Origin of the sequence: Vibrio gelatinilyticus (assembly GCF_022836845.1) — a bacterium.
GTDB classification, from domain to species: Bacteria; Pseudomonadota; Gammaproteobacteria; order Enterobacterales; family Vibrionaceae; genus Vibrio; species Vibrio gelatinilyticus.
Genome location: NZ_JAJNNZ010000003.1, coordinates 422,676 through 442,975 on the forward strand (window position 1 = coordinate 422,676; position 20,300 = coordinate 442,975).

Consider the following 20,300-nt stretch of genomic DNA (forward strand, 5'->3'; position numbering starts at 1 on the left):
AACCTTGGTGATAGTGAGCAACTTTTTATAAATTTTTTCAGTAACTATGGAGCGGTAATGATTAACAAAATTATAGGGATAGTATTGATTGTTGCGGGTGTGGCCTTGGCCTGGTGGGGTTACAACATATATGACTCTGCAAGCTCACAGCTTACAAGAGCAATTAATGGCGATACCCCGATTGAGGCCTGGCTTGGTATGGGTGGGGGAGTCGTCTCGGTACTGATTGGCCTTACCAGACTCAAGTAATAATTAAGCCGTGGCCAAATTTAGAACCCAATAAATAGGGGGTAATTTGCCCCCGAAAACAGATAGACGCTATTCTGAACTAAGCCAGATTAGGGCAATTCAGTAGCTGCTCAACCACTCTCTAGCATTCATTGGTGCGCGGTACCCAGCGGAGTAGCCGAAAGATGACCCACTTCTCGCGCCCTCTGTATTAACCATAGCGTGATGAAATATGGGGTTCATGACTCTAATTGAGGGTCTTAAATTGCCATAAAGGTTTACCTTTCAACCTAGGTTTCTTCGGTACCCGTAATTCTATACAGCCACGGGCTCGGCGCGGCAATAGCCTGACTCGGCTCAAAATTAGTAAACATGGGAAGCGGGGAAGCGTTATAAAAGGAGTTGTCATGAATATGGAGACAAGCAGGCTTATTCTTCGTCAGTGGAAAAAAGACGATCTTCGCCCTTATGCCAAGTTATGCTCAGATCCTCATGTTATGAGGTACTTTCTGACAACTCTTTCTCAAGAAGAAAGTTATCAACAAGCTAATAAAATCCAACGTCTGATATCTGAGAAAGGGTGGGGGTTCTGGGCTCTTGAGCTCAAATCGACAGGACAATTCATGGGGTTTGTAGGACTACATTGGCAAGATGAAGAGAGTGGTTTTCCTCAAGCTCCCTTTATTGAAATAGGCTGGCGGTTATCGTCTGAGTTTTGGGGCTTTGGCTACGCACCTGAAGCTGCGCAAAAAGCGTTGCAATTTGCATTCGAAGTTCTTGAGGTACCTTCAGTTTTTGCGTTTACGACGTTGCAAAATATACCGTCACAACGCGTAATGTTAAAGCTGGGTATGGTTAATACAGGTCAAAATTTCAACCACCCTAAAGTTAAGAAAGGGCATCAGTTCGAACAACATTGTTTGTATCAAATCACAAAACAAAAGTGGATGCATAGCTCTAGGTAGGGTTTTATGAAACGCATTAATGTCGTTGGGACGAGCGGCAGTGGTAAGTCTACGTTTAGTCGTCTGTTAGCTAGCAAGCTTGATTATCCGTATTTAGAGATGGATGCCATGTTTTGGAAGGCCAATTGGCAAGAGTCCAGTGATGAAGAGTTTTTCTCTATCCTCAAGCGTCAATTATCTCAAGATTGTTGGGTTCTAGACGGTAATTACAATAGGACTGCTTTGATAAAGTGGCAAAATGTCGACTGTGTAATTTGGGTCGACTACTCCTTTTCTCGAACCTTATATCAGGCAATAAAGCGTGCTTTACTAAGATCGATAACCAAAGTCGAGCTTTGGAAAAATACGGGAAACGTAGAAAGCCTTCGTAAGAGTTTTTTCAGTCGTGACTCGGTTATCCTTTGGACTATTAAAACCTATAGACGTAACCGTGTTCGCTACAGCGAAATGTTTCAAGATCCCAATTACCGTCATATCAATTTTGTGCGAGTGACCAACCCGAAAATGGCGAAAGCGTATATTAACCAGTTACGCAGTGACCGAATGACGTAGCGACTATACAAGATTAAGCGATAGTAAACACAAAGTAGCACTTGGATATAGATGGCGTAAGAGGAAGCTAGGTGAGAAATAAAGTAAAAATCGCGTTGGAATGGTTGACGGAAATACTGGATTCTCAGCAAGTGCAATATCAAATAGTTGGTGGGCTTGCGGCAACCATTCATGGAGGAAGCCGACCGGTAGCCGATATCGATCTTTATATTCATCAAGCGGATGCTGACAAGCTTTTAAAGCAAGTGGGCCCCTGTGTTTCCAAGCCCCTTAAACACTACGTAGAAGGTGCATGGGACTTACATTACGTTCAATTAATCTATCAGTCACAGAAAATTGAAATTGGTTTATTTCCTGGAACCAAAATTCGCTCATCACATGATGGTAGTTGGCATGAGCTGCGAATAGACTTTTCAAGCTCAACTCTAAAACGTTTCTATGATATTGAACTCTCGGTGATGCCATTAGACGAACTTATCAGCTATAAACGTATTCTTGGCCGAGAAGTCGATCTTATCGATATAGCGCAGTTATCAGCCAAGTAAAAGGCGTCAGATAAGTAGCTGGACAACTTTGAATTTTATGCCTTAACGATCCATAGATTCTATCTATTTGTTTCTTCTATAAGTACTAATTGTTTATACAGGGACTCATCCGATAACCTTATAGGTATCCTAAAGAGAGTCTAAAATGATGAGCCAAAAAGCGTTATGCGCAACTAGGATGCCAACAAAACAAGAGCAGGAAGCCCTTAACTTTTACTTTGAATACAACCGAAAGCATAAACCTGAACCCTATCATCAAGGTGGAACACTCGTATTTCATCCTTTTCTAAAACGTAAGCTGATGACAACTTATGATTGTTATCACTGGGTTCTTGGTGCCTGTCAGATGAAAGCAGCAGTGTTTAGTACAGGCGTAATCAAGCTGTTTTCTTCACATCATACACCTCGCTATTTTGTCAGAAGCGATAGAGGTTGGGTGGTGCAAATTGAAATGGGGGATTGTGAGATATGAACTTAAAACAAAGACTAAGAGAAGTTCGTAGAAGCGCGAGAGCTAACCTTTCTGATAGTCAGAAAATTGATATTAAAAATCTCTATGAGCAAGGCTATAGCATAAAAGTTCTCTGTATTTTTTTAGGTTGTAATTACGAAGAGTTTAAGCAACTCATTAGGGCAACGCAGTGAGGCTTCTTTTTTGGTATTTGGTTGGATTGGCTTCATGGTTAGTCATTTTTAACTCTTTGGCCGCAGGAGAGTCTCTCCAGTTTGAACCTCCGGAAACTATTCGCCAGTAACGAATATGTGAAATAAGGGGAAATTGGTGGAGGGTTCAGAACAGCTTAAGTAGATTGAAACGCTCTTGCCATTTGGCCGCTGTGCAATACCACCTTGGCAAGAGTTTGTTCATTTCATCTTTATTCCTGATGCTCTATTACTCTTAGTACGTAGTCTGTTATCCATGCCGTGCCGAGCAAGCACAACCACACCACAAACACTGGGTTAGCAACTTGAATATTGGGTGAAACCATCAAAGTGGCAAACGCTATTGTGGGTAACGACCAGCAGAGCAGTTTTCGCCATGGGTAATCGTTAAGCCGAGATAAAGTTTCGATAGAGGTGATAATGGCAGTAAGACATAAAGCGAGCACAATGGTGTATGGCAGCTTTAAAAACCATAGTGGTATGAGTAACCCTAGGCACCACCAGTTGTAATGTTTAGAAACCTTATAATGTTGCAAAGCGTACCAAGTTGCTATAGCGGCCATTGTTTGGATGATCGTCATAGCGGCGCTGCCAGCTAACGTTCCATTTAATTGCGTCATAATGATGCCTATCTGCAACGCGGCCATAACAACAAAAATCAAAATCTTGGCGTTAACACTAGATCGCTTGGAAAACGCGACCATCATCATTGGCAGTATCATCCAGGCTGCCACAGACAGTTCTACCGATTGAAGCGGCAACGTAAATCCATAAACGATCAACGCAGCGAATAACATCACGCCCGCGACACCCCGTTTGGGAAGTATCCACAAGGCTGGGATAAGTAGAGCGAGTGGCGAGACATGACCCTGGCTAAGGCTTATGACTTGTGCACTGATGACCACTAACAGCGCGGTTATTAAGAATTGAAGCATTGAAAACAAAGCGATCTCTTCTTGTTATTGCTGATTGTTTGATGAGTTGATGCACCTGTATAATTGTGCAAATTCAATCAAATTAAGCACACCGTTGATACGGAGGCTTTGGTAAGCCAGCACCTGTTTTGTGCTGGCTTATCTCTATATAGACTTAGTTACCGATCAGTGCTGGGATCCCCGGAAGTTGCCCAACCATCGCCAATGAACCGATACAGATTACAAAGGCGAGACCTGGTATTAAATACTTGTCTTTCTTCGAAAGTGTTTTTGCACGCTCATGATCACCAATCAGTCCCATATTATCGAGGAGCATAGTGGTTGCCCAACCAAAGACTGGGTTAACAAATGCACACGCGAAAATACAGATACCCGCGCTCAATGAATCTTTGTGTTTATGAATCATTTGCATTCCCGCCTCAAGTAAAGGAAGGAATACACCGACAATAAGCGCCACACGTAGTACAGGCTCCCACATTGCAAGATCCATTGGGTAGCCGATGACAGAAGCCGCTACACACATTAAACCGGTAAGCAAAGCACCACCAGGGATAGGGCGTTTAGCGATTGCTGCAGGGATCATGTAAGTCCCCCAAGATGAAGCTAAGTTACCACCGCCTAGCAAAGCACCAACACCTTGTCGTACTGAAGCACCAACCATAGTGTCATCAACGTCCATCAAGACGCCTTTCGCTTCTTTCGGGTAGTTAAGCTCCTGGAAAACGCGATGGCCTAAATAGTCTGGCGACCACATTGCAACAGCGAGGATAGCGAAAGGAATAACGGCAACAAAATGCTCTAGATTAGGCCAGCCAAGTTTCCAACCTGTGTCTTCACCCCACCAGTAAAATGGGCTAAAGTGAGGAAGTCCCGGCTCTGTTGTAAACGAGAAATCTGCGCCTAATGCGTACGCAACAATACCAGCAAGTGCTGAGCAAAGCGGAATAGCAAGCCAGCGTTTATTCACCTTGGCTAGATATGCGTACACCATTACTGTAACGCCGATGACGGCAAAAGAGATATAACCCTGGTCGGTCCCTGAGGCCCAGGCTTCTGTTTTGTTGATTTGACTGATCAAGCCAACAGCGCCCAAATAAATAAGCAGTCCACCCCGAACGCCAACTCCGGTTAAGGTCATTAACTTAGAACCGCCCTTGGTATAGGCGAGAATCATACCAAAGACACACACCATTAAACCGAGTGCGAGTGGGTGCCCTCCAGCTGCTGCTATTAAGGGGATCAGTGGGATCATTGGACCGTGCGTGCCGGCCAGGTTAGCGTTTGGATTTAAAATTGCAGAGAATAAAATTACAAACAGAGCGCCAGCGATGAGCAACTCGTAGCGAACGTTTTCAGCAACAAATTCGGATGATAAGCCAAACTGTGCTGCAAATGCGGCAACCATTGCGGTTACCATAACAACTTTGCCAATGGTGGCGGCGAGCGCGGGTACCCAGTCTTCAATTTCGATGCTGTAGTCACGGGAAGGTAGGTGGATCCCCCAGCGTTTGAAGTTCATGATGGTTAAGTCGTGATTCAGAAACTCTTCGCGACTATCAAACTCTTGCGCCTTACGGCGCATATCTCTATAAAATGTCTTATTTTTCTTAGACATAAAGTATTTCCCTATCGGTCGTGAGCGTTGTAAATCTCGGCTACACGTCACTTACACATGGTATACTAGCCTTCGGCTGGTACGAGGCGACATCCCAGACGCTACCTTGCTCCTTAGTCAACAACCCTAAGAGGACGTGCAGTGGTTTACATTACTCAGTGATGAAAAAGGAAGGGCCATAGCCCTCCCAATTGAATGCGATTTAGACATCCACCCGATTCTAGGAATTTAAATTGTAACAAATATTGATCTGGGTTAGTTCGTAACTAGATGTTTCGTTTAGGGTGATAACTTTGAACCAGCGTGTTAACTAGTGCACAGTTTTTGACTGGAAATTATTTCTTCTACAACGTTGTCGGTGAATAGTGATATGAAAATATCTGAACATGCCATGCGAACAGAGCAGCTTTTGGGCATTCGCGGTGAAGATATCCACAAATGGATTGATGGTTTTTTTGATCATAATGGCACCGAGCACTCGAGCCGGATGAGCAAGAACCTAGAGTTTGACCCTTACGATCACCGCCGTTTTCGTCACTGTAAAGAAGCGCTTGCCGAAGCGTGTATGGAGTTTGGTGATCGTTACACCCATCAGCAAATCAAGAATGTCTTCGAAACGCATGTGCGAGACGATTACGATGGTTATTTGCCTTCACGTGTTGATTTCGAAAATGGTACGTTCACCGCCAAATATCACGATGCGACGCATAGCGAAGCCATGAGCGACGTGCTCGATGCCAGTGAATTTGCCGATTATTTTGAGGGAATACGAGCGTCACAAGAAGAAGACTCTCAGCCTCTGAGTAAGTTCAGTTTTCGAATCGTCTTACCGACAGTGGCGGCCATTGCTTTATTCGTGACCTCTATTATTTATGTGATTTTGCCTGTGGTCGAAGACTCGATGATGACGCAAAAGCGTCAACTACTACAAGAGCTGACCTCAACCGCTGTGAGTATCGTGGACAGTTATGTCGATTTAGAGCAGCGTGGCGTATTAACTAAAGAAGAAGCGCAATCTCGAGCCGTCGCCGAAATCAAAGCCATGCGTTATGGCACTGAAAACAAAGACTACTTCTTTATTACTGATATGCACCCCAAAATGGTGATGCACCCGTATCGCAGTGATCTCAAAGGTCAGGATCTTACTCATTATTCAAACGATGAAATGAGTGATAATCCCTCTGTATTTGTAGAAATTGTCAAATTGGTCAATGCCCAACAACATGGTTTTTTGGAGTACCAATGGCAGTGGAAAGATGTGCCGAGCATTACCGCTCCCAAAATGACGTATGTTGAGGGAGTGGAGGAGTGGCAATGGGTTATCGGGACCGGTGTCTATTTTGAAGACGTACAAGCAGGTATCGATCGCCTGGAAAGTACCCTTTATAGAGTATTCTTTTTCATCACTCTTGGTCTTACCGTGATCATGGGCTACATCATTACACAATCAAGAGCAATAGACGTACGTAAAAAACGAGCCGAGTTAGCATTACATGAAGCAAAGGATCGCTATCGAGCTCTGGTTGAATCATCTAATGAAGGCTATATCCTAGAAGCTGATGGGAAAATCATTTTTTCGAACAGCCGTCTTCATCAATTGCTGGGCTACACCGATTCCGAATTGAAGTCTCATTCGATTTGGAAAGAGTTGTTTTCTGACAATCCGCAAAATACTCAAGTCTTACATCACTTGTTGAAATTGTTTAGTCATGACGCGGAGCCAGGTGAGTTCGAAGCTCAGATACAAACCAAAAGCGGTAAGCCCATCGATATTTTGCTTAGCACCTCTAAGATCTTTCTGTCTGAGAAGCTTGGCCACGTGGTTTCATTTCGGCCTATCGTTCGCAAAATATATGGAACAAGCTTTGGGCCTGTTAATCAAATCACCAACTACCAAAAGGTAAGTGGCAATATTGTTCAAGAGATAGAGCAAGGAGATAGCCATGGTCAGGTTGTTGAATCTCTAAACCAACTGCCAGAATTGATTCGAGAGATGATCGAAGTAGGTACGCGGCCCGATTACCTACGTCGCCTGATAGGCTCAACCTATGACGCCGCTATTTGCCGTTTCATCGAATTAACCATTCAAGATATCGGTGAGCCACCTGTGCCTTTTTCGTTCATTTCATTTGGCAGTAATGCTCGCCACGACATGACCCTGTTTTCGGATCAAGATAATGCGATAGTGTTCGAAACCCCAGAAGATGGCGACCTGAAATCTATTCGACGCTATTTTCTGCACTTGGCTGAAAAAGTCTGCGCAATGCTCAATCAAGCGGGGTATAGCTATTGCGATGGCTTTATCATGGCATCGAATCATCAGTGGTGTCTGAGCCAAAAAGAGTGGAAAGACAACTTTGCACATTGGATCAAGCAAGCCTCACCTGAGTCAATTCTAGAGCTAAACGTGTTTTTCGACATTCGCTCGACTTATGGAGATTCGAGTTTGGTGGATGGAATACAATCTTACATACAGCGTTTACTGGACAAACACCCTGAGTTTTTGCCTATCTACGCACAGCATTGTCTTTCTTATGATGTCCCTTTAAATTCGGATCTAGAGATAGAGACAGAACCGTACGACGGCAAAGCATCACTTAACCTGAAAGACTGCCTAAGACCAATGGAAATCTTCTGCCGAATTTACGCCCTTAAGCATGATATCCGCGAAGTGAACACAATGACTCGATTGAAAAGCTTGTTGTTTTACAAGGAAATTGACGCTGAGATGTGCAGAGAGCTGACCTATATCTTTGATCACATCTGGCACTTGCGCTTCATGAATCAACTTATTGAATATACGGATTTAAGAAAGGTGAATGACGTGCTGGCGATTAACGACCTCACGTCTTTAGAGCAAGAGAACCTTATAAATGTGTTACGACGGATCTCATTACTGCATGAGAAGGTCACACAGGACTACCTCTAGATAAGGAGGGCCTATTTAACGGATTCCAATAGGTTAAAATGCCGAAATTGCGATATACTGTATATATGAACAGCTTTTTTGGTTTTGGTGATGTTTCAATCAATTCATGTTCGTGTCGGGTATAGTATTTTTAAGATGAGTGCGCTCGGACCAATCGGATCGAACATTAAGAACAAGGGACAGATCGATGCACTTTTGAAGCATGGAAACCGTTTTAGTGCTCCGTTCGGCGGGTTTATCGATGCACAAAATGTCATTGGATTAAGGCGTGTGAAACTGCTCGATGTACAGTACCTTTGTAGCGATAGTAATGGCGATGAAATCGAATATTCGATTCCAAAAAATCATTATGTGGTAGGGGCTTATATAGAGAAACAGCTTTGCATACTGCTATTTTTAGGTAGTGTCAGACACTACCTAATGAAAGACGCCGATCAAGACGAAAAGAATAATGTTTATGGCTTATTTTGAACTCGTTGTGCCGTTGAACTTTGTTTTTAGCCTCGTTTGTAAAATAATCTAGTTGTAAGCCCTAGCAAGCACACCGTTCCCCTGGTATTGATAAGAGTGAGAGCTGTAACTGATAAAGACAGACTCTCCGGCTTTTAACGAAAGTTGTCTATCGTCGACGGTAACGGTCGCGCGACCTTCGATGCAGAAGAGTATTTCTGCACTTCGTAAAAACTGAGACTGGTTCTTATCTGTGGCTGACAAAATATCGAAGCCGAAGTCATCGACAGGAATGGGATAACTCAATCGACCTTCTTTTAATATGGGGGAAAGTTTGATGTTGTCTGGGTCTATGGGGGTGAATTTGGTGTTGTTGATCAGTTCGGGAACATCGATGTACTTCGATGTGAGGCCAGCACGTAACACATTGTCAGAACTCGCCATGATCTCTAACCCTGTCCCTTTCACATAGGCATGAGGGGTTTCGGAATGAAGGAACATCGCCTCACCCGGAGCCAATTCAATGGTATTGAGCATAAAGGGTGCAAATAACCCAATATCATCTTTATAATGCTGCGTGAACTCAATACTGTACTGCATCGCATCCCTTGCCATTGAAGTCTTGGCTGGTTTTTTCTGTGCCTGGTAAAGCTCTGATAGTGCCGCCTCTTTACGTTTCCCTTGTAGAGACATAATCGCGCTAAAAAATGTTTTCAACCCATGGGTATTGAGTTGGTCTTTCAAGGCTGCAACTTCCCCTGCCAACGTATCAATTTGTGCTTGCTCGAACAAGGCAATAATGTCGTCAATAGGCCTAAAACCATTCATTGCTTTGTAGAAAGTGAGGGCGTAAACCATCTCCGGTTTGTGGTTAGCATCTTTGTAATTTCGGTTTGCCGCTTGTATTGGAATGCCTTGTTTGTTTTCACGCTCAAATCCCTTTTGAGCTTTCTCTTTACAAGGGTGAACCTGAATAGATAAGGGTGACTCTGCCGCAAGTACTTTCAATAGAAAGGGCAATTCACCAAAGCGGAATGTTGTATAAGAACCAAACATCGCGTTATTGTCTTGAGAAATGACATCAGAGAGCAGTTCACCGGTTTCGGCTACTTTTGAGCACCCATTTGGATGAGCACCCATCCAAAGCTCTGCTTGAGGTTCGTGTTTGGCATTACGAACCCCAAACAAGTCTGAGATAGATTTCTTACTGCCCCAAGAATAATTCTGAATTACGTTTTTTAGTTTAAATAGTGGCATACAACAATCAATCCAATTAGAGACACCATAGTGAAACTAGGCTTGGTCAATGCACCTAAGTATTTCAGTATAGTATTGTGTGTTTTCTCAGTTAATATTAGGAAAAAACGCGATAATTGACGAATGGGTTAACATGATTAATCACAAATTTTGAGAGAGTAGATTCAGTAATGGTGGGGGAATTCAAGAATTTAATTATCATAATTGATATAAATCAGGTTAAGCGTTTAACCTGATATCAAGAAAGTGAAAAGTCGAGAAACATGAGCGCTAAATGCCGCGCAGCCTAATGCCTTTTTGGGGAGCTATGAACAGAAAACTGCGGCGTGTAGTAACTTTGCTGTTCACTCGCTTTACACGCTGAGATCGGTTAAAGGGTTGATTCTCGCACAATCAGTTTAGGTGACAGGATCACTTTTTTTGGGGGCGATGGGGCACCTTTCATGCGAGAGGTCAAAAGCTCACCCGCGACTCGGCCGATTTCTCGCGCGGGCACAGAGACAGTCGTTAGAGACGGAGAAGAGTCGACAGCTTCAGGAACATCATCAAAGCCAATAACCGCAACTTGCTTCCCGACCTGAAGTCCCAAGTCTTGTAGGGCTCGAATCACACCCAGTGCAACGATATCTTGATAGCCAATAATAGCGGTTATTTCAGGGAAGCGCTCCAGCAGTCGCTTGGTGGCGGCCGTTCCTTCTTTTCTAGATGCCTTACAAGGTGAGATATACTCTTGGCGGATGGGCAAATCGTATTCAATTAACTTTGAAATATAGCCGCTCAACCGCAATGAGCGAACGTGAGAATGCGGTTGCCCCCCAACAAAAGCAATATGCTTATGACCTTGCTTTATTAGGTAGTCCATCGCCAATTGCACACCAGCGACATTGTCTATTCCTACAAAGTCAAAATCATCATTGAGTGGTCGAACTGCGCAGATGATTGGGAAACCGCGTTTTTGAATTGTTCGCAAATGGTCAATGTCAGTATCTTTCGTTGGACATAACACCATACCGCCTGCATTTTGACTAAGAAGAGATTCAATAAACTCTTGCTGACGTATGACATTTTCTTCGGCATTTGCCAGAAACAGTAGCGATTTTTGATTTTCCAGATAATGACTTAATCCAGTGATCATATCGGCATAAAACGGATTATTTAGGTCGTGTATCAATAGACCAACTAGGTTAGTTCGTTTATGACGGAGATTGGCCGCTGCCTGATTGTAGACGTATCCTAATTCATCAACCGCTTTAAGGACTCGATCTCTCGTTCGTTGTGAAATTCTACCTTTGTTGGTGAGAACCATAGAAACGGTTGCCGTAGAAACGCCACAGTGTTTTGCCAAATCTGAGATGGTGATATTGGACACAAAAACCTCTTCCGACAAGCAATTATTAACGAAATATAGACACACTATACCGCAACACGCGTCTTGATAGTAAACGAAAAAGCACTGAATTCAGAACGTTATCAAATGAGTAAAACCGCAAAAGATCTCAATAAGTTAAAAGCAGTTTGTGATTTTCCTCGGAGAAATCATGGTGTTTCTTAAGTTGTTTGATTTTGAGGACGCTTATTAACACCAGAAGAACGGCTTTTGACCGTGTGGATTTTCGTAGGAAAGATTATGCGACAGACATTATTTTACGTATGGCTAGGTGCGGTATTAACAAAAGGGATCCAATACCAGCCTACACTAAACTCAATAGAACGATTACAAAGCGGTGACATCACGCTCTGGGTTCATATCATATTGGAATTTCTGATCACTCTGATCCCTGTAATAGCTTACTGGTTTGCTGTTTCTACAGGCGGGAAAGGGTTTCCAATCGAAGGGCGATTGGTTACTGTTCTTATTTCATCGGCCTGTATGAGAGTAGAAACAATAACGATTGACTGGTTTAAGTTAACCGTCAGTGACTATTATTGGTCACTAATTGCTGTTTTTGTCGTGACTTTTGCCCTTGCTCTTAACGTCAGGGCGCTAATACCACAGTTCAATAGAGCGAAATAACGTTATCAATTAGCCCAATGAGAATGAAGGGGAGTCCAGCTTTTGTTCAACATGAACCTTCGACCTGGCTTCCTTATTACTCGTGTAACAATGCAATACAGCGAGAAGGCGGGATCTTGGGTTTTCGCTTTTTCTTTGGTGTGGTTTTCACCGTCTTAGTTTGTTTTTTTGTTAATTCTGGCTTCCACGATGCGAGTTCAGCGCCACAGCCTTCGCCAGCGGGTGGGGGGGCTTGTGCAATGCATTGAGAGTCCCCTTCTGGGCATGCTAATCGGACATGGAAGTGATAATAATGCCCCCACCACGGGCGAATTTTTTGAAGCCAATCCCTTTCTTTCCACTGAGAGTCACACAATTTCTGCTTAATTACCGGATGCACAAAAATGCGTGATACACGATCATCAGATGCTGCGGTTTGTAGAAGTAACCCGTGTTTTTCAGTCCAGTAATCGTTGATTTGGTATGTTTCTGTGTCGACAACAGGATAAGGACTAACGCTATCAAGTTCCCCTTTCGATAGTGGCTTAGAAGGTAGGCGCAACCATATATCAGCATCTAGCCCAGTTTGATGACTTGCATGACCAGAATTGAAGCGGCCACCTCGAGGCATCGCGATATCTGCGACCAGTATTTGGCCAATTTCTAACTTTTCTGAGCGAGAAGCCAGATTGGTTAAGTAATCAATCATTGTCTCGTGCCCAAAGTAGCGTTTACGTTGTTGGCGAATAACCTGATAACCAGGACCAGTCAACTCAAGGGCCTTCCCACCTGACAGACAACCATTAGAATAGCTACCAATAGAGTCGGAATGCTGGCCAACTGGAGTGTCGATATCTTCCCAACTTTTCGCAAACATAGGGCTTTGATAGACGAGTAAAAACAGCAGTGTGAAGATATGCTTAGACATAGTAAAACTTATTTCAAACAGAAAATTCTTTTAATAGGATAGACGCAAATTGCGATTATTGCTCGCCGATAATATCGGGAATGAACCTCAGTATTACGTTGATTTAGTACACTTTTAACTATGTTGTCCTAGACTGGTAAATACGAATTAACTTTTGTTGGGGCTACGGATGGCTAAGGTAAACTTTTGGCATAATTTATCGATAAAATATAAGACAACCGCCCTGGTTGTTTTGCCCATCGTTTTAGTCGTATTCCTTGCCGTTCAACAAGTTAATGAATTAAACCACAAGCTCGTTGGGTTAGAGAAGGCCCGATCGGTTGCTTCGGCACTTGAACGGTTAACCGAACTTCATTCATACAAGCATCATAATCAGGATCTGCATAAAGAGACCGATGCGATGACGTCGGTTGAACAGTTAAGAAAAGCCTTTGAGCCAATTTTGAGCGGAACACGCTGGGAAGAAGCCAACGAGCTTTTGTCTGCTTATTTAGAAGCGGACGTCGCCCTTCATGAAGCGACGAATTACACCGAGAAACAAGAGCTCAATGACTGGCAAGTGGATCTTTACAGTCAACTTATTGTTCTGCTAGAAAAAGAAAAAACGGAAACATCAAATATTAGCGTAGAAGGCGCATTAAAAGCGTTATACCAACTCGAATGGTTAATGTTTTGGGCCGGGCAAGAGATGTGGTTTAGTCAAGGTTTAGTGAGTCAAGAACAGCTTTCTATGACAGAAAAACTGGAGGTGCGAGACGAAATTCGCTCCCTGATAGAAAGGCAGCAATTATTTCTGGAACGTTTTGTCACCATCAACGCCAGTACCCACCAGGTTGGGTTACTACTCGACACCTTTACCAACGACGCTTATCAACAAAGTCAGCTCTTTAGAGAAAATCTCTCTTTAGACGCTCAACTTGCAGTGCTCAGTGAGGCTCAAAAGCGACAAGGTGTTGAGGCTCTGCGAGAGAGGCTTGAATTGTTAAATAGTGTTTCTAGCCAAATCAAAAAACAGTTGGTGAATAACATTGACCAATCAGTAGCGACGGCGAAACAGCAACTGTACGTTTTTAACAGTACCGTATTAGTGTCTTTATTATTGACGATTGTTTTGTGTATGAGCCTTGCTGTACGCATTACGCGTAACCTCAATGCCATTCTCGTTTTCTTAAAGAACAGTAAAGGAGGCAATCTAGAACTTTCTACCGAGTTGGCTAAAGGTAGTGATGAGCTGGGGCAATTTAGCCGAGAGGTAGAGCGACTTACCATTGAACGTGCAGAAAGTCAGAAGCACCTATTGCTCGCAAAAGAAGAAGCTGAAAAGGCGAAAGATAACGCGATCAGAGCGAACAAAGCGAAAAGTAGTTTTGTCGCTAACATGTCACATGAAATTCGTACCCCGCTAAATGGTGTCATCGGCCTTACTGAAGTCTTGTCGGACACCGAGCTCGATGTCAATCAACGAGATTATCTCGACACGATAGAAACCTCGTCACAATTGTTACTTGGGTTGATCAACGACATTTTAGATTTCTCGAAGATTGAATCAGGTATGTTGGTGATCAACCAACACAATGCTTCGGTAAAAGAAATTATTTATGACATCGCCGCGATCATGGCGCCGAAGATTGAAGAGAAAAACATTCTATTGGAAGTGGATATTGACCATGAGCTGCCTTGCGAACTCAAAGTAGATGATCATCGTTTAAGGCAAGTTCTAATGAACTTTATGTCTAACGCGGTGAAATTTACACAGGCGGGTAAGGTCGTCCTATCGGCGAGAGTGATTGAAACGCAGAATGGCAACGCAAGTATCGAATTCTCAGTACTGGACTCAGGTATAGGAATAGACGACAAACAACAAGAAAAAATATTCCGACCGTTTGAGCAAGCCGATGATTCGACCACAAGACAATTTGGTGGCACCGGCCTAGGCTTGGCAATCAGTGCGCAGCTTATCAGTCTTATGGGAGGTGAGATTCAGCTCGACTCTAAAATTGGAGTAGGCAGCCGATTCTACTTTACGCTGCGATTGCCAATTACCAATCAAAGCTATCAAGGCAAACTAAAAGAAATCGACTCGACGTTATTAGTCATCTCGCAATACCACCATATGCAGAGAGTCTTGATGCAAGAATTGTCGTATTACGGGTTTCACGATGTTCGAGCATACAGCTCGGTAGCCGATATAGAGAACCTCGGTCAGTCACCGATCGTTGTCTACGTTCATACACACGATCAAGATACCTTGCCAGAACTCGACAAACTCAATCAGATGGTTTCGGCAACTGGTGAAGGGCCAAAGGACTTGCCTATATGTCTGGTGAAGGAGCTAGGTGAACAGGCTTCGAATTTGGGTGGATGTGTCAATGCTATCGTGACCTATCCGTTACTTGGTAATCGTCTTGTTAAAGCCATTGAGGCGAGTCGAGAAAGTCTGGTTGAAGAGACTGAAAACATCAAAATAGGCACTGAAAAAGCGAAAGTTCTCATCGTGGAAGACAACAAGGTAAACCAAAAAGTCGCACAACTCCATGTCATCAAAGCAGGGTACGACTGCGATATTGCCAATAATGGCGCAGAAGCTTTACAGTTGATTTCATCTGGCACCCATTACCACTTGGTGCTGATGGACTGTATGATGCCAATTAAAGATGGTTTTCAAGCGACGCAGGAAATTAGAGAATTTGAATTGAGTAATAACCGACTAAGAACCCCGATCATCGCATTAACTGCCAGTGTTTTAGATGATGATATTCGTCGCTGTTTTGATGCAGGAATGGATGATTATCTACCCAAGCCGTTTAAGGCTGAAATGCTTGAGACAAAACTTGAAAAAGCCTATGCAAAAGATGACCAAGCTAGTAAACAAAGTGATTCACGAACTGACGCTGGTTTTGCAAACATTAATGAGTTGGTAGACGAAAAGCAAGAGAACGCTTTCGAAGAGCAACGCCATGATCCCATAGTCATAAATCAACAGCAGATAGATCGACCAGTAAAAAAATCACTTAAGGTACTGCTTGTAGAAGATAATCCAGTCAATCAGAAAGTCGCGTCACTTCATCTCAAAAAATTGGGATACGAATTTGAGATTGCTGGCAACGGGCAAGAGGCCGTCGAGTTGTTTGAGGCAAGGCAACATTTTAAAGTTGTGCTAATGGATTGCATGATGCCAATCAAAGATGGATTTTCGGCTACGCAAGAAATTAGGGCATTTGAAGAAAAACATGGATTAGAGCCTGCGAGGATTATCGCATTGACCGCTAGTGTGGTTGATGAAGATATCCAACGCTGCTTTGATGTCGGGATGAACGCGTATGTGTCTAAACCCGTCCGACGCGATACCTTAATTCAGGAATTGGAAGCGACAGGATAACGCAGGTTTTCACTACACGGTTAAGACAAAAAAAGGCCGTTAGGTCTTTTTATCGTTCGTAGGTTAAGTCAATCTAAGAGGAAATGTGTATGTGTGGGCGATTGAATGTCATCAGCGATCCTCTGAGTAAGGCAGTGTGCCAGCAGCTAGGTATTGAATTTTCTGTGCATGAAAATCGCGATTTGTGTCCTACACAACAGGTATCTGTGGTTGGTCAGATTCATGATAAATTGACACAAATGGATTTTTCGTGGGGAATTAAACCCGAGTGGGCCACACAGCTGATCATCAATGCTCAAGCAGAGACAGTAAATGTAAAACCGACTTTTAGACAGGCGTTTCGGCTTAACCGTGTCGTGGTACCTGTGTCAGGTTGGTATGAATGGACAACCAAGGCTCAGAGAGGCAAACAAAAATGGCTGTTTGATAGCGCGGATCAAGATGCCCTTTATATGGCGGCAATCGCCTTTACCAGCGCAAACAGCCTAGTGACGATTACGACCAAGCCAAGCATACCTTATGCTCAGTATCGTCACAGAATGCCGCTGTTGATTGCCCCAAGCATGGTTAGGGCATGGCTAGAGTGTGAAAACGACGCCCTTAGATTATTGAGCTGTGACTTACCACTAGTGCTACGCGTTAGTGCGGTTAATTGAAAGCCCCTGGTATTCGAAGTTTCTAGACGTGCCAGTGATAATTGAATGAAGCCTAATAAGCATCAGAGCTGCAGCGATGGTAAGGCCTACAATTATCCCAAACCAGAACCCTTTGGTGCCCAGAGCAGGGACAATCCAATCAGTCATTGATAACATTACCCCTATCGGTAATGCGATAAGCCAGTAAGCTACACAGGCAATCCACATGGGCGTTTGAGTATCTTTATACCCACGTAATGCCCCGTTTGCAGCAGTTTGCAGAGCGTCACTGAATTGATAGATTGCGGTGTAAGTTAGCAAGATAGCGGCACCAACAACAATTTCGGGATCGTTTGTATATAGAGCGATGATTTTATCAGGGAATAGCAACAAGCAGCTTACTGAAAGTAATGATAAGAGTGCAGTCAAAACGATGCCACTCCATGAACGGATTTTTGCTGCGTTATGATCCCCACGCCCTAGAGCATGACCCACACGGATAGTAATACCAAACGAGATGCTAAGAGGGATCATATAGGTCATGCTAGAAAAGTTTAATGCAACTTGAGCTGAAGCAATATGGGTTGCGCCAAATTTTCCGATAAGTAATGAAATTACGGCAAAGATGCTACCACCGATAAATATGTTGATGCCAATGGGCAAGCCAAGTTGAACTAACTCACCCATGCGTCGTAGTAGTGGCTTCATTTCATTGGCTAAAAGCAACTTTTTGTATCTGTGATGCGTGACGATATACCAGGCCATCAACGCGGACATTACCCAGTAAACAATACTCGTTGCCCAACCACAACCCACCGCGCCGAGTTGTGGAAAGCCAAACTTGCCGTATATCAGCACGTAGTTAATTGGAATATTAATCACTAAGCCGATGATCGAAATGAACATCGGTGCACGTGGATTTCCCATACCCTCACAAAAACTGTTCAAGGTATAAAATAGTGCGATACCGGGTAGACCGAACGCTAGGGCTTGAAGGTACTGGGTTGCAACGGGAACAGCGCTTGGTGCCACTTCCATAAATGTGAGAATATTGCCAGCCTGTGTTAGATAGGAAATCAGCAATAGCGAACAGATCGCCGCTATCCAAATCATTTGCCCCAAATCGCGAGAAATACCGGATTGATTGTTTGCTCCTCGATGATGCGCTGTCACGGGGGTTAGGCTCATTAAGATCCCTCTTAAAATAAGGCTTACTGGCATCCAGAGACTAGTGCCTACCGCTATGGCCGCGAGATCGGTCGAGCTTGATTGACCCGCCATAGCGGTATCAACAAAGTTCATCCCTTGAGTGGCAACTTGTGTAATAACTATGGGTAATGAAAGGGATAAAAGGGCGCGTACTTCGGTAGTAAAACTTGAAAAAAATGAGCGTTCTTGAGACATATGGACTAATAACACCAATATCAAATATTCGCAGTGGTGGCAGAATTACGAAAATGAATATTTGTAGGATGTGCTCTTTGGAGCGATGCGGATTCTAACAGCGGTTATTAGTAGACACAAGTCACACTTTTTAAACTTAGCTCAATGCAACCGTAGAGAGGCTTTATCGGTGAATGAGCTAAGTTTGAACTATTCGGCAGCTAAATTGCTTTGGCTACCAAATGTTGGGTGACAAAAGGAAAGTTTATAGGATGCGAGCTCTGAATTGGCGTCCTTTCATTTTTCCATTTTGAAGTTTCTTTAACGCTTTTTTTGCCACATTTTTGTTGACAGCGACATAGGCTCTAATTGGGAACATGTGCATTTTTCCCACTTGATCGCCTTGTATGCCGCCTTCGCTAGTCAGCGCTCCTAGAATATCACCTGGGCGTAGTTTTTGCTTTTTGCCACCATCAATTTGAATGGTAGTCATCGCCGATGAATAAGGGGCAGTCGTTGGCATTTCTGGTAGTGCACTCGGTTCGATTGGCATGTCCATGTATTCGTCTATTTGTGCGACCTTATACATTTCTTTTTCGCTAAAGAAGCTACAAGCGATACCTTTACTACCAGCACGGCCTGTACGACCAATCCTGTGTACATGAATTTCTGGATCTCTTGACAGCTCAAAATTGAACACTGCGTCAAGGTTGTCTACATCAAGTCCACGAGCCGCAACATCGGTAGCGACAAGAATAGAAACGCTTTTATTCGCAAATTGGACAAGTGCCTGATCTCGTTCTCTTTGTTCTAAGTCGCCATGCAAATCAATAACGCTAAAACCACGAGCATGGAGCTCATCGGCAACATGTTGAACTTCCTTTTTGGTATTACAAAAGACTACGGATGATTCAGGTTGATGCTGCAGTAATAGAGTCTCTAGAGCATCATCACGTTGTTCTTTAGAATCAAGCTGATAGAAGTACTGCTTGATGCTGGAATGGTCATGGGTTGATTCAACCTTTACCATTTCAGGTTTATCCATGATCGCTTCAGCAACTTTTTTTATTTCCGTAGGATAAGTGGCACTAAATAAAAGCGTTTGACGTTGAGCAGGAGCGTGGCTGATTATTGCATCAAGTGCATCTTGGAAGCCCATATCAAGCATACGATCGGCTTCATCAAGTACCAGAGTGTTGAGTTCGCTTAAATCAATTCGGCCACGATCTAGATGATCGAGAATGCGGCCGGGGGTACCCACCAAAATATGAGCGCCATGCTCAAGAGAACCAATTTGAGGTCCCATCGGCATACCACCACACAGTGTGAGTACTTTGATATTGTGGATAGCGCGACCTAACGTGCGAATTTCCTTAGCGACTTGGTCGGCAAGTTCACGTGTTGGGCATAGCACCAAAGATTGAACTCTAAATCGTTTTACTTTTAAATTTGATAATACGCCTAAACCGAAAGCCGCTGTTTTACCAGATCCCGTCTTACCCTGACCGATTACGTCTTTTCCTTCGAGTATCAGTGGCAGAGCTTTTGCCTGTATTGGCGTCATCTTTGTATAGCCCAACGTGTCAAGGTTGCTCAATAGTGATGGATGAAGCGATAAGGTCGTGAATGCTGGGTTACTCAAAAGGAATTCCTTTGGTTTAAGGCTAATTAGGACGGCTATTATCAACATTTATCATCCAATGACTAGCGAATTCTAAAAATAATTGAAAAGTAATGCGTTGAAAAAGTGACCAATGTCAAAGCAAGAATTTATATATTAGAATACGCTAAAACATAAGGTGCTAAAGAAGATGGTGCTAACTTAACGAGTGCCGCAAGGAGT

17 protein-coding genes are annotated in these 20,300 nt (G+C 43.5%); 10 read left to right on the top strand and 7 right to left on the bottom strand.

The window, feature by feature from the left end; translation table 11 throughout:
- Positions 1-57 precede the first annotated feature (57 nt).
- The 5 genes from LNL84_RS06000 to LNL84_RS06020 all read left to right on the top strand — a co-directional run bounded on the left by LNL84_RS06000 (position 58) and on the right by LNL84_RS06020 (position 2,762).
- Positions 58-249 (top strand): DUF3185 family protein, encoded by a 192-nt coding sequence (locus LNL84_RS06000; protein ID WP_244355822.1) that lies wholly within the window; start codon positions 58-60, stop codon positions 247-249.
- Positions 250-635: 386 nt separating this feature from the next.
- Positions 636-1,193, top strand: coding sequence for a GNAT family N-acetyltransferase (locus LNL84_RS06005; RefSeq protein WP_244355823.1), 558 nt, complete (start codon positions 636-638; stop codon positions 1,191-1,193).
- 6 nt (positions 1,194-1,199) lie between these two features.
- Positions 1,200-1,745 (top strand): P-loop NTPase family protein, encoded by a 546-nt coding sequence (locus LNL84_RS06010; protein ID WP_244355824.1) that lies wholly within the window; start codon positions 1,200-1,202, stop codon positions 1,743-1,745.
- A 71-nt stretch (positions 1,746-1,816) separates the two neighbouring features.
- Complete coding sequence (locus LNL84_RS06015; protein WP_244355825.1) at positions 1,817-2,290, top strand: MazG-related protein; 474 nt, start codon at positions 1,817-1,819, stop codon at positions 2,288-2,290.
- Between the two features lie 145 nt (positions 2,291-2,435).
- The gene (locus tag LNL84_RS06020; RefSeq protein WP_244355826.1) at positions 2,436-2,762 is read left to right on the top strand and encodes a hypothetical protein; all 327 of its coding nucleotides are present in this window, start codon (positions 2,436-2,438) and stop codon (positions 2,760-2,762) included.
- 403 nt (positions 2,763-3,165) lie between these two features.
- Here the strand turns inward: LNL84_RS06020 and LNL84_RS06025 are convergent, their stop codons facing one another.
- Positions 3,166-3,888, bottom strand: coding sequence for a VP0952 family biofilm-associated protein (locus LNL84_RS06025; RefSeq protein WP_244355893.1), 723 nt, complete (start codon positions 3,886-3,888; stop codon positions 3,166-3,168).
- Positions 3,889-4,042: 154 nt separating this feature from the next.
- Positions 4,043-5,503, bottom strand: a complete 1,461-nt coding sequence (locus tag LNL84_RS06030) for a DUF3360 family protein (protein WP_244355827.1) — start codon at positions 5,501-5,503, stop codon at positions 4,043-4,045.
- A gap of 370 nt (positions 5,504-5,873) precedes the next feature.
- Here LNL84_RS06030 and LNL84_RS06035 point away from each other — a divergent pair, with 370 nt between their 5' ends.
- Together LNL84_RS06035 and LNL84_RS06040 are read left to right on the top strand one after the other, a co-directional pair.
- The gene (locus LNL84_RS06035) at positions 5,874-8,432 is read left to right on the top strand and encodes a DUF294 nucleotidyltransferase-like domain-containing protein (protein WP_244355828.1); all 2,559 of its coding nucleotides are present in this window, start codon (positions 5,874-5,876) and stop codon (positions 8,430-8,432) included.
- A gap of 90 nt (positions 8,433-8,522) precedes the next feature.
- Positions 8,523-8,903: a hypothetical protein gene (locus LNL84_RS06040; RefSeq protein ID WP_244355829.1), complete on the top strand. Its 381-nt coding sequence runs from the start codon at positions 8,523-8,525 to the stop codon at positions 8,901-8,903.
- A gap of 48 nt (positions 8,904-8,951) precedes the next feature.
- Here LNL84_RS06040 and manA read toward each other — a convergent pair whose 3' ends face one another.
- Together manA and LNL84_RS06050 are read right to left on the bottom strand one after the other, a co-directional pair.
- A complete protein-coding gene (gene manA / locus LNL84_RS06045) occupies positions 8,952-10,139 on the bottom strand; it encodes a mannose-6-phosphate isomerase, class I (protein WP_244355831.1) in 1,188 nt (395 codons plus the stop codon).
- A gap of 370 nt (positions 10,140-10,509) precedes the next feature.
- Positions 10,510-11,508, bottom strand: coding sequence for a LacI family DNA-binding transcriptional regulator (locus LNL84_RS06050; protein WP_244355833.1), 999 nt, complete (start codon positions 11,506-11,508; stop codon positions 10,510-10,512).
- Positions 11,509-11,766: 258 nt separating this feature from the next.
- Here LNL84_RS06050 and LNL84_RS06055 point away from each other — a divergent pair, with 258 nt between their 5' ends.
- Entirely contained in the window at positions 11,767-12,153 is a 387-nt protein-coding gene (locus LNL84_RS06055) for a hypothetical protein (protein ID WP_244355835.1), read from the top strand.
- A 76-nt stretch (positions 12,154-12,229) separates the two neighbouring features.
- On the opposite strand, the gene mepA is transcribed toward LNL84_RS06055, so the two are convergent.
- A complete protein-coding gene (mepA, locus tag LNL84_RS06060) occupies positions 12,230-13,060 on the bottom strand; it encodes a penicillin-insensitive murein endopeptidase (protein ID WP_244355837.1) in 831 nt (276 codons plus the stop codon).
- A 169-nt stretch (positions 13,061-13,229) separates the two neighbouring features.
- Here mepA and LNL84_RS06065 point away from each other — a divergent pair, with 169 nt between their 5' ends.
- Complete coding sequence (locus LNL84_RS06065) at positions 13,230-16,439, top strand: response regulator (protein ID WP_244355839.1); 3,210 nt, start codon at positions 13,230-13,232, stop codon at positions 16,437-16,439.
- An 89-nt stretch (positions 16,440-16,528) separates the two neighbouring features.
- On the top strand, positions 16,529-17,095 hold the full coding sequence (locus tag LNL84_RS06070; RefSeq protein WP_244355841.1) for an SOS response-associated peptidase: 567 nt from the start codon (positions 16,529-16,531) through the stop codon (positions 17,093-17,095).
- Here LNL84_RS06070 and LNL84_RS06075 read toward each other — a convergent pair.
- On the bottom strand, positions 17,072-18,478 hold the full coding sequence (locus LNL84_RS06075; protein ID WP_244355843.1) for an MATE family efflux transporter: 1,407 nt from the start codon (positions 18,476-18,478) through the stop codon (positions 17,072-17,074). The two genes, LNL84_RS06070 and LNL84_RS06075, sit on opposite strands and share 24 nt — an antisense overlap.
- 244 nt (positions 18,479-18,722) lie before the next feature.
- Positions 18,723-20,099: an ATP-dependent RNA helicase DbpA gene (gene dbpA, locus LNL84_RS06080; protein ID WP_244355845.1), complete on the bottom strand. Its 1,377-nt coding sequence runs from the start codon at positions 20,097-20,099 to the stop codon at positions 18,723-18,725.
- Positions 20,100-20,300 lie beyond the last annotated feature (201 nt).

What these genes read in the sequence shown, in the direction of transcription:
- LNL84_RS06000 (WP_244355822.1), top strand. Translation starts at nt 58, where the DNA reads ATGATTAACAAAATTATAGGGATAGTATTGATTGTTGCGGGTGTGGCC.
- LNL84_RS06005 (WP_244355823.1), top strand. Translation starts at nt 636, where the DNA reads ATGAATATGGAGACAAGCAGGCTTATTCTTCGTCAGTGGAAAAAAGAC.
- LNL84_RS06010 (WP_244355824.1), top strand. Translation starts at nt 1,200, where the DNA reads ATGAAACGCATTAATGTCGTTGGGACGAGCGGCAGTGGTAAGTCTACG.
- LNL84_RS06020 (WP_244355826.1), top strand. Translation starts at nt 2,436, where the DNA reads ATGATGAGCCAAAAAGCGTTATGCGCAACTAGGATGCCAACAAAACAA.
- LNL84_RS06025 (WP_244355893.1), bottom strand. Translation starts at nt 3,888, where the DNA reads ATGCTTCAATTCTTAATAACCGCGCTGTTAGTGGTCATCAGTGCACAA.
- LNL84_RS06030 (WP_244355827.1), bottom strand. Translation starts at nt 5,503, where the DNA reads ATGTCTAAGAAAAATAAGACATTTTATAGAGATATGCGCCGTAAGGCG.
- LNL84_RS06035 (WP_244355828.1), top strand. Translation starts at nt 5,874, where the DNA reads ATGAAAATATCTGAACATGCCATGCGAACAGAGCAGCTTTTGGGCATT.
- LNL84_RS06040 (WP_244355829.1), top strand. Translation starts at nt 8,523, where the DNA reads ATGTTTCAATCAATTCATGTTCGTGTCGGGTATAGTATTTTTAAGATG.
- manA (WP_244355831.1), bottom strand. Translation starts at nt 10,139, where the DNA reads ATGCCACTATTTAAACTAAAAAACGTAATTCAGAATTATTCTTGGGGC.
- LNL84_RS06055 (WP_244355835.1), top strand. Translation starts at nt 11,767, where the DNA reads ATGCGACAGACATTATTTTACGTATGGCTAGGTGCGGTATTAACAAAA.
- mepA (WP_244355837.1), bottom strand. Translation starts at nt 13,060, where the DNA reads ATGTCTAAGCATATCTTCACACTGCTGTTTTTACTCGTCTATCAAAGC.
- LNL84_RS06065 (WP_244355839.1), top strand. Translation starts at nt 13,230, where the DNA reads ATGGCTAAGGTAAACTTTTGGCATAATTTATCGATAAAATATAAGACA.
- LNL84_RS06070 (WP_244355841.1), top strand. Translation starts at nt 16,529, where the DNA reads ATGTGTGGGCGATTGAATGTCATCAGCGATCCTCTGAGTAAGGCAGTG.
- LNL84_RS06075 (WP_244355843.1), bottom strand. Translation starts at nt 18,478, where the DNA reads ATGTCTCAAGAACGCTCATTTTTTTCAAGTTTTACTACCGAAGTACGC.